Below are 14,550 nucleotides of genomic sequence, written 5' to 3'. Positions count from 1 at the left end.
GGACGATCAGCGGCCCAGCGGTGCGGTGCTCTCCCGCCGGACCAGTTCGGTGGCCAGCTCGACCCGGCGGCTGTCCGGTGCCTGACCGGCGGCGAGCTGCAGCACGGTGCGGGCCGCGACCCGGCCCATGTCCGCCAGCGGCTGGCGCACGGTGGTCAACGGCGGACTGGCCCAGCGGGCCTCCGGCAGGTCGTCGAAGCCGACCACGCTGATGTCGTCCGGTACCCGCCGGCCGCGGCGGCGGACCGCCTCGTACACCCCGAACGCCATCTGGTCGCTCGCGGCGAAGATCGCGGTCGGCGGATCGGGCAGGTCGAGCAGCGCGTCGGCGCCGCGGAATCCGGACTCGTGGTAGAAGTCGCCGGGCGCGATCAGCGCGTCGTCGACCGCGATGCCGGCCGACTCCAGCCCGGCCCGGTACCCGTCGAGCCGGGCCCGGCTGCACAGCAGCCGCGGCGGCCCGGCGATCAGCCCGATCCGCCGGTGCCCGAGCGCGAGCAGGTGTTCGGTGGCGGTCAACCCGCCCGCCCAGTTGGTCGCGCCGACGGTCGGGACGTCCAGCGCCGGCGTCCCGGCCGGGTCGACCGCGACCGCCGGTGCATCCAGCCGGTGCAGCTCGGCCTGCAGCATCGGCTCCAGGTCGGAGGTGACGAGAATGACCCCGTCGGTGGAGCGGTCCTGGAGGCTCTTCAACCACTGACGGGTCGGGCCGGTGCGCCGGTGCAGCGCCGACACCACGGTTCCGGTACCGGCGTCGTGCCCGACCTCCTCGACCCCGCGCAGGATCTCCACCGCCCACGGGCTGTCCAGGTCGTTGAACACCAGGTCGATCAGGCCCGCCGCGGGTCGGGACCGCGACTGCCGCCGCCGGTACCCCCGCTCGTGCAGGAGCTGCTCGACGCGTTCGCGGGTGTCCGGTGCGACGTCCGACCGGCCGTTGAGCACCCGCGACACCGTGGGTACGGACACGCCCGCCTCATGCGCGATCGCGGTGATGGTGACGCGGGAGTCGTCGGCCACGCTGCCTCCTTCGCAGACGAGTGCCGGCATCGCCGTGGGGCTGCCGTCGCGGGTTGTTCCGTGCAGGCCGTGCTGTCGCAGGCTATGGTGCTCCCTCGACCCGGGCGACCACCGCGCCGGGCAGGCGGTCGTCCAGCCGGCGGCGCGGGCCGGTGAGCCGCAGCGCCACGGCGTGCCGGTGGTCGGCGCTGGAGGTCGACAGCCGCAGTTCCAGGTCGCCCGGCTCGACCAGCCGGTACAGGTCGCGACCGGTGTACGCGGCGGCCTCGGCGGGCACGGTGAAGTCGGCCCGCGCGGCGTGGCCGGGGTCCAGCGGCACCCGCACCGAGGCGATCAGCCGGACCACCGGCCGGGTCACCTCGGCGACCGGATCGTGCAGGTACAGCTGGACCACCTCGGTGCCGGTGCGGTCGCCGACGTTGCGTACGAGTACCGACACCTGCACCGTGCCGTCGGTCGCGACGCGCACCGGCTCGCTGCCGGGCGCGCGGCCGTCGACCTGCACGTCCGACCACCGGAAGCGGGTGTAGGACAGGCCGGAGCCGAACGGGTACCGCGGGGTCGGGTCGACGCTGGACACCTCGGTGCGGTGGCCGAGCGGCGGCGCCAGGTAGGTGGTCGGCTGCCCGTCCGGTCGGCGCGGCACCGACACCGGGGTGCGTCCCGACGGGCAGACCCGGCCGGAGAGCACGCCGGCGATCGCCGGCCCGCCCTCCGCGCCGGGGAAGAACACCTGGATCCGGGCGGCGAGCCGGTCGTCCAGCTCGTCCAGCGCGTACGGCCGGCCGGCGAGCAACACCGCCACCACCGGCGTACCGGTCGCGACCAGTGCGGCGAGCAGCTCGTGCTGGACGCCCGGCAGTCGCAGGTCGCCCACGTCGCACCCCTCACCGGAGGTACCGCCGCCGAACAGTCCGGCCCGGTCGCCGAGCACCGCGACGCACACGTCCGCGCCGGTGGCGAGTGCCGTGGCCGCGCCGAACCCGGCCTCGTCGCGGCTGTCGACCTCGCAGCCCGGCGCGTACCGGATCGTGGCGTCCGGTAGCTCGGCCCGCAGCGCGCCGAGCAACGACTCGACCGGGATGCCGATCGGTACGTCGGGATGGTGGATGCCGACGTGGTTGGGAAACGAGTAGCAGCCGAACATCGCCCGCGGATCGTCCGCGTTCGGCCCGACCACGGCGATCCGCGCCGCCGGCGGCAACGGCAGCGTGCCGTGCGCGTTGCGCAGCAGTACCACCGACTCCTCGGCGAGCCGGCGCGCCAGCCGGCGATCTGCCGCGCCGTCGAGGTCGATCCGGGTGCCCGCACCCGGGTCGGTGACCGGGCCGCCGTCGGCGGCATCCGGCGCGGGGTCCGCCTCCGACCGGGCCGCGGAACCGTGGCCGAGCGCGGGGGAGTGGGGCACCAGTCGGGGTCGAGCAGGCCGAGCTCGCACTTCTGGGTCAGCACCCGGCGGGCGGCCCGGTCGATCAGCGACTCCGGCACCCGGCCGGCGGCGAGCGCGGCGAGCAGCGGGGCGCCGAAGCAGCGCACGGTGGGCAGCTCGATGTCCACGCCGGCCGCGAGGGCGAGCCCGGCCGCCTCCGCCGGGTCGGCGGCGAGCCCGTGCAGCGTCTCCAGGAACGACACCCCGAAGTAGTCGGCGACGACCGTACCGGTGAATCCCCAGCGGTCCCGCAGCAGCCCGGTGAGCAGCGCCGGGTCGGCGGCAACCGGCATCCCGTCGAGTTCGGTGTACGAGTGCATGACCGAGCCGGCGCCCGCCTCGCGCACCGCGGCCTCGAACGGCGGCAGGACGACGTCGGCCAGCTCGCGCGGTCCGATCGACACCGGCGCGAGGTTGCGGCCGGCCCGGGAGGCGGAGTACCCGGCGAAGTGCTTGAGGGTGGCGATCACGCCGGCGGACTGCAGGCCGCGCACGTACCCGGTGCCGATCGCGGTGACCAGGTGCGGGTCCTCGCCGATGGTCTCCTCGGTACGGCCCCAGCGCGGGTCGCGGACCACGTCGAGCACCGGTGCCAGGCCCTGGTGCACGCCGACCGAGCGCATCGCGGTACCGATCCGGGCGGCGACCTGCTCGACCAGCTCGGCGTCGAAGCTCGCACCCCAGGCCAGTGGCGTCGGGTAGACGGTGGCACCCCAGGCGGTGAACCCGGACAGGCACTCCTCGTGCGCGATGGCGGGGATGCCGAACCGCCCGGCGGCCACGATCTCGGCCTGCGCGGCGGCGAGCGCCGCGGCGCCGCGCGCCGGCTCGACCGGTGCGGTGCCGAGCGGGCGGGTCAGGTGGCCCAGCCCGGTGCGGATCAGCGCCGGCCAGTCGACCGGCTCGTCGGCGAGGTCGTGCTGGTAGGGCGCGACCCCGGCACCGTCGGCGTCCGCGCCGACCCACACCCCGTACAACTGGGCGATCTTCTCGGCCGGGGTGAGCCGGGCAAGCAGGTCCGCCACCCGCTCGGCGACGGGAAGCGACGCGTCGCGCCATGCCGTCGTTTCGACGTCCTTGTCGCAGGTGGTCATCCGACTCCTTCCGACCGCGGGCACCGGCCCGAAAGTTTCGGAGCGGTGCCGAGAGCAAGCCGGACTCAACATACCGGCAGAACCGGATGATGGCGAGGTATTGACCGATCGCTCGACCCGTCGTAGCTTACGAGCGATCCGAAACTTTCGGAGAGTTTTCGGATGTTCGTCACGCCCGCCGGACGGTGGGTGGCCCACTCCGCGGGAGGGCGAGACATGACCATGCGGATGACCCGACGCTCGGTACTCGGTCTGGCCGGCGCGGCTGCCGCCGGTGTCACGGTCGCCGGTTGCGGCACCTCCGGCCCGGCCGGCGGCGGCAGCGACGCGATCCAGCTGTGGGTGCTGCAGAGCGACACCGAGAACCCGGTGTTGAAGAAGCGGATCGACGCCTTCAACGCCAGCTCCTCGGTCAAGGTCAAGATGACCACGTACGTCAACGACCCGTACAAGCAGAAGCTTCAGGTGGCGATGGGCTCGCCGAACGCGCCGGACATCTTCTTCAACTGGGGTGGCGGCAACCTCGCCCAGTTCGTCGATGCCGGCCAGGTGCAGCCGCTGGACTCCGCGCTCGCCGACCACCCGGCCGTGGCGAAGTCGTTCCTGCCCAGCGTGCTCGCCGGCGCCGCGCTCGGCGGCAAGCAGTACGGGCTGCCGATGTCCGGCATCCAGCCGGAGGTGCTGTTCTACAACAAGAAGGTGTTCGCCGCGGCCGGTGCGAAGCCGCCGACCAGCTACCCTGAACTGCTGGCGCTGGTGGATCTGTTCAAGCGCAAGAAGATCACCCCGATCGCGCTCGCCGGCGCGCAGGGCTGGACCGAGCTGATCTACCTGATGTACTTCACCGACCGCATCGGCGGTCCCGAGGTGGTGGACGCGCTGGTGGCGAAGAAGCCCGGCGCCTGGCGGCACCCGGCGATCCGGGCCGCCGCCGAGCACTGCGTGCAGCTGGTCGAGCGCGGTGCCTTCGGCACCAACTACCCGTCGGTCAGCTCGGACAACCAGGCCGCGTCGAAGCTGCTCGCCACCGGCAAGTGCGCGATGCACGTGATGGGCTCCTGGGAGTACCAGACGCAGGTGTCGTCCAGCCCGAAGTTCGTCTCGGGGCACCAACTCGGGTGGGTGCCGTTCCCCTCGGTACCGGGCGGCAAGGGCGACGCGAAGAACGTGGTCGGCGTGCCGACCAACTACTTCTCCGTGGTCAAGGGCGGCAAGCACGTGCGCCAGGCGACGAAGTTCCTGCTCGACACGCTGGCCAGCGACGCGTACATCGGTGCCATGATCGGCATCGGCGAGATCCCACCGGTGAACGGGATCAAGTCGAAGCTGGCCACGAGCAAGGCCGCCGACTTCGCCACCTTCTGCTACGACCTCGTCTCCGCGGCGCCGCACTTCCAGCTCGCCTGGGACCAGGCGCTGTCGCCGTCGGCCGGTGCCGCGGTGAACACCAACGTGCAGAAGCTGTTCGTCAAGCAGCTCGACCCGGCCGGCTTCGTCAAGGCGATGGACGCCGCGGGATGAGTACCGGCGACGCGGTGCTTCCGGCGGAAGCGCGGGCCGGCGGGCGACGCGCCCCTTCCCGCGGAGGGGCGCGAGTTCCGCGACGTCCCGGCAGCGGCCGGGGATCGGCTGGCTGGCCCCGGCCGGGGTGCTGTTCGCCGTGTTCGCGCTGCTACCGATCGTCGTGGTCGCCTACCTGAGCCTGACCGCCTGGAACGGGCTCGGCGCGCCGCACTGGGCCGGCCTGGCCAACTGGCGGGCGCTGGTGCACGACACCGAGGTACCGCACGGCATCCGCATCACGTTGCTGCTCACGGTGGTGTCCTGGGTGGTACAGACGCCGCTGGCGCTGCTGCTGGGGGTCTGGTCGGCCGGCCCGCAGCGGCACCGGGCGGTGCTGTCGGCGGTGTTCTTCCTGCCGCTGCTGCTGTCGCTCGCGGCGATCGCGTTGAGCTGGCAGGCGCTGCTGGATCCGAACTTCGGCGCGCCGGCCGCGCTCGCCAACGCCCTGCACATCCCGTCGCCGAACCTGATCGGCGACCCGCACCGCGCGCTGTACGTGGTGGTCGCGGTGCTGGCCTGGCAGTGGGTGCCGTTCCACACGCTGATCTACCAGGGTGCCGCCCGCCAGATCCCCACCCAGCTGTACGAGGCGGCCGCGCTGGACGGTGCCACCCGCGTCCGGCAGTTCGTCGCGGTGACGCTGCCGCAGCTGCGGCACACCGTCGTCGCCTCCTCGGTACTGATGATCGTCGGTTCGCTGACGTACTTCGAGACGATCCTGCTGCTGACCGGGGGTGGTCCGGGCGACGCCACGGAGGTGCTTCCACTGCACATGTATCGCACCGGATTCGTCGGCTTCGACATGGGCTACGCCAGCGCGCTGGCGTTGCTGCTGGTGGTCGTCGGCGCGGGGCTGTCCGTGCTGATCGTGCGGGCCAGCGGGTTCGCCCGGATGGACAGCGACCGGGAGGGGCTGTGAACCGCCGCAGTCGTCCCCTGCCCGCCCGTCGCAGGCGGCCGGGTGGCCTCGCCCGGGCCGGGCGGGCGAGCGGGAAGCTGGGCGGCCGGGTGCCGGCCGCGGTCGCGCTGGTGCTGTGGCTGCTGGTGGTGGCGGTCCCGGTCTACTTCATCGTGGTGACGAGCCTGCGCCCGGCCGACGCGTACCTGTCGAACGGCGCCCTGCCGGTGCCGACCGACCTGAGCCTGGACAACTACGGCCGGGCGCTGCGGCTGGGTTTCAGCGGGTTCCTGCGCAACAGCGCCATCGTCACGGTGGCCACCATCCTGCTCACCCTCGGCGCCGCGCTGCCGGCCGCGTACGCCATCGTGCGCAATCGCAGCCGGCTGGTTCGTGCCGGGCTGTCGGTCTTCCTGTTCGGGCTGGCGATCCCGGCGCAGGCGGTGATCGTCCCGGTCTACCTGATCATCACCCGGCTCAGCATGTACGACTCGCTCACCGCGATCGTGCTGCCCACCGCGGCGTTCTCACTGCCGCTGGCGATCGTGGTGCTGACCAGCTCGCTGCGCGACATCCCGGACGAGCTGTACCAGTCGATGGAGCTCGACGGCGCCGGCAACGGCCGCGTCTTTCTCCAGCTGGTGGTACCGCTGTCGCGGCCGGGGCTGATCACCGTCGGCATCGTGTCCGGCCTCAATGCCTGGAACGGCATCCTGTTCCCGCTGGTGTTGACGCAGAGCTCGCGCTGGCGGGTGCTGCCGCTGGGGCTGTGGAACTTCCAGGGCCAGCACGGTACCGACGTGCCCGGCCTGATGGCCGCCGTCGTGCTGTCCGCCCTGCCGATGCTCGCCCTGTACCTGTTCGGCCGCCGCCACCTGCTCCGCGGCCTCGCCGCCGGCTTCAGCCGGTGACCCGCTACCGTCGGCCGCTTCGGCCGCCGGACCCGCTGCCGCTTCGGCCGCCGGACCCGCTGCCGCTTCGGCCGCCGGACCCGCTACCGCCGTCGGCTTCGGCCGCGGGCCCGCTGGCGGGCGTGATGGGGCTGCGGCGCGCCGGCCTCGATCGCGCCCTGTCGAGCTGCCGGCGGAGGGGTGGGGCGGGCGGTCGACCGTGAGCCGATAGGTTCGTGGGTGGCGGTGACGCCGCCGCCGCGGACGAAGGAGGCTGATGGCCGACCGTCGGGCCCGGGTGCTCGTCGCGCTGGTGCTGACCATGGGGTTGGCGGCGATGGACACCACGATCGTGGCGACCGCGCTGCCCTCGGTGGTGGCGGACCTGGGCGGTCAGCACCTGTTCGCCTGGGTGTTCTCCACCTACCTGCTGGCGCAGACGGTGACGATCCCGCTGTACGGCAAGCTCGCCGACCTGTACGGCCGCAAGCCGGTGCTGATCGCCGGGGTGGCCACGTTCCTCGCCGCCTCGGCCGCCTGCGCTGCGGCGCCGAGCATGCTGGCGCTGATCGTGTTCCGCGGCATCCAGGGGCTGGGTGCCGGCTCGATCCAGGCGACGGTCGCCACCGTCGCCGGCGACCTGTACTCGATCGCCGAGCGCGGCCGGGTGCAGGGCTGGCTGTCGAGCGTGTGGGGCATCTCGGCGCTGGTCGGCCCAGCCGCCGGCGGGCTGTTCAGCCAGTACGTGTCGTGGCGGTGGATCTTCCTGATCAACCTGCCGCTCGGCGGGTTCGCGCTGTGGATGCTGGTGCGGCACCTGACCGAACGCATCGAGCGGAAGAAACACCGGATCGACTACGCCGGCGCCGCGCTGGTGCTCGGTGCGACCGCGGCACTGATCGTCGGCCTGTTGTCCGGCGGCAGCCGGTGGCCGTGGCTGTCGGCGCCCAGCCTCGCGGTGTTCGGCGTCGCCGCGGTACTGGTCGGCGTGGCGGTGGTGGTGGAACGGCACGCGGCCGAGCCGGTGATGCCGGGCTGGCTGTGGACCCGCCGGACCCTCGTCGGCGCAACCTGACCATGGTCGTACTCGGGCTGATCGTGATCGGGATGAACACCGTGCTGCCCACCTACGCGCAGCAGGTGTCCGGGCTGTCGCCGACCGCGGCCGGGTTCGTGCTCGCCGCGATGAGCATCACCTGGCCGATCTCGTCCAGCCTGTCCAACCGGCTGTACCTGCGGATCGGGTTCCGGGACACGGCCCTGGCCGGCACCCTGCTGGTGGTGCTCGCCACCGGCGTGCTGGTGCTGGTACCGGCGAGCGGGCCGGCCTGGCAGCTGGTGGTCGCGACCGTGGTGATGGGCGGTGGCTTCGGGTTGATGTCCACCTCGATGCTGGTCGGCACCCAGTCCACGGTGCGCTACGGCCGGCGCGGGGTGGTGACCGGCGGCACGATGTTCGGCCGCTACCTCGGCCAGAGCATCGGCGCCGCGGTGTACGCGGCGATCAGCAACGCGAGCCTCACCGCGGCGCTGGCCCAACCGGTACCCGGCCTCGGACCGCTGCCCGACCAGGTCGACGGGATCGGCCGGATCCTCGCCGCCGACCCCGGCTCCGCGGTGGCGCGCTACCTGCGTACCGCCGTGCACGACGCCAGCCACCAGGTGTTCCTGGCGCTGCTGGGTACCGCCGTGCTCGGCGTCGCCTGCGTGCTGATCGCACCGCGCCGGTTCCCGGTCGTCGAGGACCGGTGACCCGCGCGCCGAGCCGGGCAGCGGGCTCAGCGCAGGTCGACCACCTCGGCGACCGGGCGGCGCGGGGTGGCGAACGTCGGCCGGGAAGGGTAGCCGATCCGCAGCACCAGGTAGGGCGAGCCGAGCCGACCGGCCATCCGGCGCAGCCGCGACCGCGCCTCCGGTACCTCCAGCACCTGCGAGTAGAGCGACGCGACGAGGCCGCCGTCGGTGGCGGCGAGCAGTACCGCCTGCAGCGCCTCGCCGACCGCGAGCTGATCGGCCGGATGCTCGCCCGGCCCACCCAGCACCGCCACCAGCGGCGCCGGTTCGAATCCGCGGTCCGGTCGCCGCGGCGCGCCACCGTAGTCGCGCCCGGGCAGCGGGTCGCCCGGTTCGGGCCGTGGCCCGGCGGCGCCACCCGGTATCCCGTCGGTGGCTCCCGCGTCACGGCGGATCCACCCCGACAGCTCCTGCTCGTACGCCGGGTCGGCGCGCAGCACCCGGTCGGCGTCGGTGACCAGCTCGCCGAGCAGCTGCCGGGTCGCCGGCTCCACCACCAGATCCAGCCAGCAGCCCCGGGTACGGGCCGCGTCGGTCAGCGTGGCATGCAGCGTCGGTTCGACCGGCACGTCGTCCCGGAACGGGTACCGGTTGCTGTGCCGGCGGGCGATCGCGGCGTGCAGCGCCTGCTCGCGCGGTGCGGCCGGTCGGGCAGCGCCCGGACGCACGACCGCGAGCAGGGTCGGATCGGCCGGGTCGGGCAGCAGCGCCACCTCGGCGGCCCGGCCCAGCCGCACGGGGAACGCCAACCGCAGGTTGTGTACCGCGGCGCCGCAGGCGATCCGGGCCGCGACGTCGTCGGGGTCGGCGACCGGCAGCCGCCGCTGGAGATCCAGCCGTACCTCGACCCGCCCGGTACCGACGGCGAACCGCCACGGTTGGCTGTTGTGCATCGACGGCGCCAGCACCGCCGCGGCGATCGTGCCGGCGAGCGTCTCGGTGGGTACCGGCGGGCCGGTGGCCACGTCCGAGGCGCGTTCGGCGAGCTGCCGGGCGGCGCCGAGCAGCCGCGTGTCGTCGTCGACGTGGGCGGCCCGTTCGCGCAGCTCGACCAGTTCCCGCCAGAGCCGCGCGGGGTCGGAGTGTTCGGCGCCGCGCGGGCCGCGCTGCAGATCGCGTTCGGCCCGCCGCAACAGGTCGCGGAGCTCGCTCATCCGCACTCCTCCCACGCCGCGCCGTCGGCTGGCGCTCGGTCTGCGGTGTCGTTGCGGGTCTTCGGTTCGCCCGGCTCGATGTACCGGTGCCCGGTTCGCGGGCGGACCGGCGAGCCCGTGGCTTCATTGTGCGGCCGGGCACGGCTGCGGCGGGACGGTTCGCGGCAGCCGGCGACGAGCGTTCGGTGCGGACCGGCGACCCGGCGCGGCGGGACGGCTCGACCGTCGTGCCAGGGCTGCGGGTCAGGCCGGCTGAATGAGCTCGATGGTGGTGCCGGACGGGTCGTGCAGGTAGCCGTACCGTGGCCCGGCCGCACCGAATTCACCCGGTACCGGCGGGTCTGTCCGGTGCCAGCCGGCATCGTCCGCGGCGGCGAGCACCGCGTCGAGGTCGTCCACCGTCAACGCCAGCCGCATGCCCTTGACGTCGAACGCGCGGTACCGGCCGCGCGTGCCCGGCGCGAGCTCGATGCGCCGACCACCCGCGCTGAGCACGACGTGCAGTGACGGCGGCCCTCCCGTACCGGTGCTGCCGGCCGGGCCGCTCGCCGCGGTCACGTCGAACCCGAGCACGTCGCGCCACAGCGTCAGGGACATCCCGAGCTGCGAGCCGGCGGGTGGTGTCGGCCCGTCCGCCGATTCCGGCAGCCAGCGCACCGTACCGGTGCGAAACCAGACCCGGGGATCGTCCGGGTCCGCCGGGTCGACCATGCCGCCACGGCGGCGGTCGACCACCAGCCGCCAGATCACCCAGGTGGTGATGACGAGCAGATAGGCGCCGGCGACGGCTCCGAAGGCCGGAACCATCCACGTAGCGCCCAAAGCTGTCACCGGCCTGAATCCCCTCTCATTTTTGCCTGGGCAAGTATCGGGGGTACCGCAGCGTGCCGCGCTCGGCCGAACGGGTGAGGTGCAACGCCCGATCGGTCGGTGTCGTCACGGCGAGGACCGGGTCCGGAGGCAGCCGCGCCGGTACGATCACGGGTACCCACCCCCGTCATCCGGTCCGTCGCGGACCGGTGCACACGGCGCTCGACAGCCTCGACGAACGAAGAGACCGACGGTTGGTAGGGAGGCGACATGAGCGGCACCGCGAACCCGCCGATCCTGGTCGGGGTCGACGGCTCGCCAGCGAGCCTCGCCGCCGCCCGGTGGGCCGCCGACGCGGCGACGCTGCGCCGGCATCCGCTGCGGCTGGTGGCCGCGTTCCGCTGGCCCGCCCAGGCGTACACGGTGCAGGCGCGCGGGGAGCTGCCCGACACCGAGGCGATCCGGGACGAGGCGCGCCGGCAGCTCGGCGCCGAGGTCGACCGGCTGCGCGAGGAGTACCCGGACATCACGATCGACGGCGACTTCGTGGAGGCGTCGCCGGCCCGGGTACTGGTGGAGCGCTCCGGCGACGCGGCGCTGACCGTGGTCGGTCAGCGCGGCCTCGGCGGGCTGTCCGGGCTGCTGCTCGGCTCGGTCAGCGCCCAGGTCGCCGCGCACGCCCGCGGGCCGGTGGTCGTCGTCCCGGCGACCGAGAACGTACCGCCGTCCGACGCCGACCGATCGGTCGTGGTCGGGGTGGACGGTTCGGCGCTCTCGGAGGCGGCGATCGAGTTCGCGTTCGCCGAGGCGTCCTGGCGGCGGGCCCGGCTGGTCGCGGTGCACGCCTGGATGGCGCCCGGCTCCGACCGCCCGCACGATCGCGTCCCGCTGTACTACAACCTCGACGAGGTGGCCGAGGAGGAGCGGCGGATGCTCTCGGAGTCGCTCGCCGGCTGGCGGGAGCGGTACCCGGACGTGCCGGTCGAGCCGGTGCTGGTGCACGGCACCCCGGTGCCGGAGCTGCTGCAGCGCAGCGCCGACGCCTGGCTGCTCGCGGTCGGTTCGCGCGGCCGCGGCGGCTTCGCCGGCCTGGTACTCGGCTCGACCAGCCGCTCGCTGCTGCACCGGGCGCCGTGCCCGGTCGCCGTGCTCCGCTCCCGCTGACCTGCCGGCCGGCACGGTGCCGCCGGCCGCCACCCGGCCGCCGGCCGGTACGGGGCGGCCGGCGGCGAGACCCGGGCGGGCCGGCTCGTACGATCGGGCGATGCCGATGTTGCCGCCGGACGACGACGAGGCGGTGCCGGGCTACCTGCGCGCGCTCGGCCTGCCCGGTGCGATCGACCTGCACGTGCACTTCCTGCCCGACCGGGTGCTGCACAAGGTGTGGCGCTACTTCGACGGCGCCGAGCAGCAGCTCGGGGTGGCGTGGCCGATCACGTACCGCTGGGCCCAGCCGGCGCGGCTCGCGCACCTGCGGTCGCTGGGCGTGCTGCGGTTCCCGGCGCTGGTCTACCCGCACAAACCCGGGATGGCGCGCTGGCTCAACGACTGGGCGTTGGACTTCGCCGCCGTGACGCCGGACTGCCTGCCGTCGGCGACGTTCTTCCCCGAGCCGGACGCGGTGGACTACCTGACCGACGCGCTGCGCCGCGGTGCCGTGGTGGTCAAGTCGCACCTGCAGGTCGGCGGGTACGATCCGCGCGACCCCCTGCTCGACGGCGTCTGGGCGCTGCTCGCCGCACACCGGGTACCGGTGGTGTGTCACTGCGGCCGGGGCCCGCAGGAGGGCGCCTTCACCGGCGTCGGGCCGATCACCGAGGTGCTGGCCCGCCACCCGGGCCTGCGGCTGGTGGTGGCGCACCTGGGCATGCCGGACTACGCGGACTTCCTCGACCTGGCCCGGCGATACGAGCACGTGTACCTGGACACGACGATGGCGTTCACCGACTTCACCGAGCGGGTGTCGCCGTTCCCGCCGGAGCTGGTGCCGGTGCTCGGCGCGCTCGCCGACCGGATCGTGCTCGGCTCCGACTTCCCGAACATCCCGTACCCGTACGCGCACCAGCTCGCAGTGCTGCACCGGCTCGGCCTCGGCCCGGAATGGCTGCGCGCGGTACTGCACGACAACGCCGCCCGGCTGCTCGCCGACGCCGCCGACGGGTGAGCACTTGCACACCGCCGGCGGCCGGTCCAGACCCTAGGGTCGGTCCAAGGATCGGCGATCGGGAGGGCGCATGGGCGAGACGATGACCGGGGTGTACCTGCCGGGCGGGAGCGCGGTGCGCCTCGCATCGGTGCCGGTCCCGGTGCCCGGACCGGGGCAGGTGCTGCTGCGGGTGGGCGCCTCCACGATCTGCGGCAGCGACCTGCGCGCCATCTACCGGGAACACCTCGGCGCCGGCCCGGAGGCGTACCAGGACGTGATCGCCGGGCACGAGCCGGCCGGCACGGTGGTCGAGGTCGGGCCGCAGGTGCGCGGGCTGGCGGTGGACGACCGGGTGGTGGTCTACCACATCAGCGGGTGCGGGCGGTGCGCCGACTGCCGGCTCGGCTACCAGATCAGCTGCACCTCGCCGGAGCGCGCCGCATACGGCTGGCAGCGTGACGGCGGGCACGCGGAGTTCCTGCTCGCGCAGGCGCGCGACTGCCTGCCGCTGCCGCCGGAACTGTCCATGGTGGACGGTGCCTGCGTGGCGTGCGGCTTCGGCACCGCGTACGAGGGGCTGTGCCGCGCCGCGGTCTCGGGTGCCGACCGGCTGCTGGTGGTCGGGCTCGGCCCGGTCGGCCAGGCCGTCGGGCTGCTCGGCGGCAGGCTCGGCGCGCCGCTGCGGATCGGCGTGGACGTGAGCGAACGCCGGCTCGCCGCGGCGCTGGAGCTCGGCGCGATCGATCACGCGGTGACCGTCGACGAGGCCGACGACGCGATCGCCGAGCTGACCGGGGGAGCGGGCTGCGAGGTGGCGGTGGACTGCTCCGGCGCCACCGCCGGCCGCAGCCTCGCGGTGCGCGGCACCGCTCGCCGCGGCCGGGTCGTGCTGCTCGGCGAGGGCGCCCGGTTCGACGTCGAGGCGAGCCCGCTGCTGCTGCACCGGCAGCTGACCGTGCACGGTTCCTGGGTCACCAGCACGCACCGGATGGCCGAACTGCTGGGACTGCTGGCGCGCTGGCAGCTGCACCCCGAGATCGTGGTCACCGACCGGTTCGCCCTCGCCGACGCCGGCACCGCATACCGCCTCGCCGACGCCGGCGACCGCGGCAAGGTCGCCATCATCCCGAACTGACCATCGCCGCGACGCAACATCCGGCACCGCCGGGCCCGGGTACCGCGGGGCCTGGTAACCGGTACCGCGGGAGTCCGGTCAGGGGAGCGGGTCGCCGAGCTCCGGTGGGAGCGGTGCGGGGCCGTCCGGGCTGGCGGGCCGGTTCCGGGTGAGCCGGGCCAGGTGGGCCTGGAACTCGTCGAGCCGCGCGGCGCCGATCTGCGCCGCCCAGCGGTCGCGTACCTCGGTGAACAGGGCCGCGCCGAGGGTCATCATGTCGTGCCCGCGGGTGGTGACGCGCAGTCGTTTGCGGCGCGCGTCGTTCGGGTCGGCCTCCCGTTCCACGTATCCGAGCCGTTCGAGTGCGGCGATCACCTTGGCGGCCGCCTGCTTGGACACGGCCAGGCTGCGGCCGAGTTCGGTGGCGGTGTCGGCCCCCTCGTCGATGGCGCGGAGGGCGAACTCGTGGGATGCCCGGACGCCTTCGTGCCCGCGGTTCGCCAGCTCGGCGTGCACCTCGTCGACCATCGACTGGAAGCCGCCGAGCAGCAGGAGCGCCAGCTCGGCGCCTGGTGACCGTGCCATGGAACACATCCTACGAGCCCCGAGCTGGTAGACAACCGGGTTGTCTATCGATA

13 protein-coding genes and 1 pseudogene are annotated in these 14,550 nt (G+C 73.9%); 8 read left to right on the top strand and 6 right to left on the bottom strand.

Annotation, left to right across the window (positions count from 1 at the left end; all coding sequences use genetic code 11):
• Positions 1-6 precede the first annotated feature (6 nt).
• From Asera_RS27855 to Asera_RS33360, 3 genes and pseudogenes are all read right to left on the bottom strand, one after another.
• Positions 7-1,050, bottom strand: coding sequence for a LacI family DNA-binding transcriptional regulator (locus Asera_RS27855; protein WP_051801490.1), 1,044 nt, complete (start codon positions 1,048-1,050; stop codon positions 7-9).
• Between the two features lie 52 nt (positions 1,051-1,102).
• Positions 1,103-2,428: a glycoside hydrolase family 3 C-terminal domain-containing protein gene (locus Asera_RS33365; protein WP_244844053.1), complete on the bottom strand. Its 1,326-nt coding sequence runs from the start codon at positions 2,426-2,428 to the stop codon at positions 1,103-1,105.
• A 95-nt stretch (positions 2,429-2,523) separates the two neighbouring features.
• Positions 2,524-3,543: pseudogene (locus tag Asera_RS33360) on the bottom strand (glycoside hydrolase family 3 protein); the annotation flags it as partial.
• Positions 3,544-3,759: 216 nt separating this feature from the next.
• Here Asera_RS33360 and Asera_RS27845 point away from each other — a divergent pair.
• From Asera_RS27845 to Asera_RS27825, 5 genes are all read left to right on the top strand, one after another.
• Positions 3,760-5,064 carry an ABC transporter substrate-binding protein gene (locus Asera_RS27845; protein ID WP_211255443.1) on the top strand — a complete coding sequence of 435 codons (1,305 nt, stop codon included), beginning with the start codon at positions 3,760-3,762 and terminating at the stop codon, positions 5,062-5,064.
• A gap of 139 nt (positions 5,065-5,203) precedes the next feature.
• Entirely contained in the window at positions 5,204-6,025 is an 822-nt protein-coding gene (locus Asera_RS27840; RefSeq protein ID WP_244844052.1) for a carbohydrate ABC transporter permease, read from the top strand.
• Positions 6,022-6,915 carry a carbohydrate ABC transporter permease gene (locus Asera_RS27835; RefSeq protein ID WP_244844051.1) on the top strand — a complete coding sequence of 298 codons (894 nt, stop codon included), beginning with the start codon at positions 6,022-6,024 and terminating at the stop codon, positions 6,913-6,915. Before Asera_RS27840 ends, Asera_RS27835 begins: the two co-directional genes overlap by 4 nt.
• A gap of 256 nt (positions 6,916-7,171) precedes the next feature.
• A complete protein-coding gene (locus tag Asera_RS27830) occupies positions 7,172-7,969 on the top strand; it encodes an MFS transporter (RefSeq protein ID WP_211255444.1) in 798 nt (265 codons plus the stop codon).
• Positions 7,970-7,971: 2 nt separating this feature from the next.
• The gene (locus Asera_RS27825; RefSeq protein WP_211255445.1) at positions 7,972-8,646 is read left to right on the top strand and encodes an MFS transporter; all 675 of its coding nucleotides are present in this window, start codon (positions 7,972-7,974) and stop codon (positions 8,644-8,646) included.
• Positions 8,647-8,672: 26 nt separating this feature from the next.
• Here the strand turns inward: Asera_RS27825 and Asera_RS27820 are convergent, their stop codons facing one another.
• Positions 8,673-9,842 (bottom strand): Acg family FMN-binding oxidoreductase, encoded by a 1,170-nt coding sequence (locus tag Asera_RS27820; RefSeq protein ID WP_157034594.1) that lies wholly within the window; start codon positions 9,840-9,842, stop codon positions 8,673-8,675.
• Positions 9,843-10,085: 243 nt separating this feature from the next.
• Complete coding sequence (locus Asera_RS27815) at positions 10,086-10,649, bottom strand: VOC family protein (RefSeq protein ID WP_030444227.1); 564 nt, start codon at positions 10,647-10,649, stop codon at positions 10,086-10,088.
• 273 nt (positions 10,650-10,922) lie between these two features.
• Between Asera_RS27815 and Asera_RS27810 the strand changes: the two genes are divergently transcribed.
• The 3 genes from Asera_RS27810 (at position 10,923) to Asera_RS27800 (ending at position 13,933) form a co-directional block, all read left to right on the top strand.
• Positions 10,923-11,816 carry a universal stress protein gene (locus Asera_RS27810; RefSeq protein ID WP_030444228.1) on the top strand — a complete coding sequence of 298 codons (894 nt, stop codon included), beginning with the start codon at positions 10,923-10,925 and terminating at the stop codon, positions 11,814-11,816.
• Positions 11,817-11,916: 100 nt separating this feature from the next.
• On the top strand, positions 11,917-12,816 hold the full coding sequence (locus Asera_RS27805; protein ID WP_030444229.1) for an amidohydrolase family protein: 900 nt from the start codon (positions 11,917-11,919) through the stop codon (positions 12,814-12,816).
• A 70-nt stretch (positions 12,817-12,886) separates the two neighbouring features.
• The gene (locus Asera_RS27800; RefSeq protein ID WP_030444230.1) at positions 12,887-13,933 is read left to right on the top strand and encodes a zinc-dependent alcohol dehydrogenase family protein; all 1,047 of its coding nucleotides are present in this window, start codon (positions 12,887-12,889) and stop codon (positions 13,931-13,933) included.
• A gap of 78 nt (positions 13,934-14,011) precedes the next feature.
• Here the strand turns inward: Asera_RS27800 and Asera_RS27795 are convergent, their stop codons facing one another.
• Positions 14,012-14,497: a MarR family winged helix-turn-helix transcriptional regulator gene (locus Asera_RS27795; RefSeq protein ID WP_051801495.1), complete on the bottom strand. Its 486-nt coding sequence runs from the start codon at positions 14,495-14,497 to the stop codon at positions 14,012-14,014.
• Between the last annotated feature and the right edge of the window lie 53 nt (positions 14,498-14,550).

The sequence above is a fragment of the Actinocatenispora sera genome, assembly GCF_018324685.1.
GTDB classification, from domain to species: Bacteria; Actinomycetota; Actinomycetes; order Mycobacteriales; family Micromonosporaceae; genus Actinocatenispora; species Actinocatenispora sera.
Note: the sequence above shows the minus strand (reverse complement) of the source record. Positions and strands in the feature narration are given on the sequence as shown.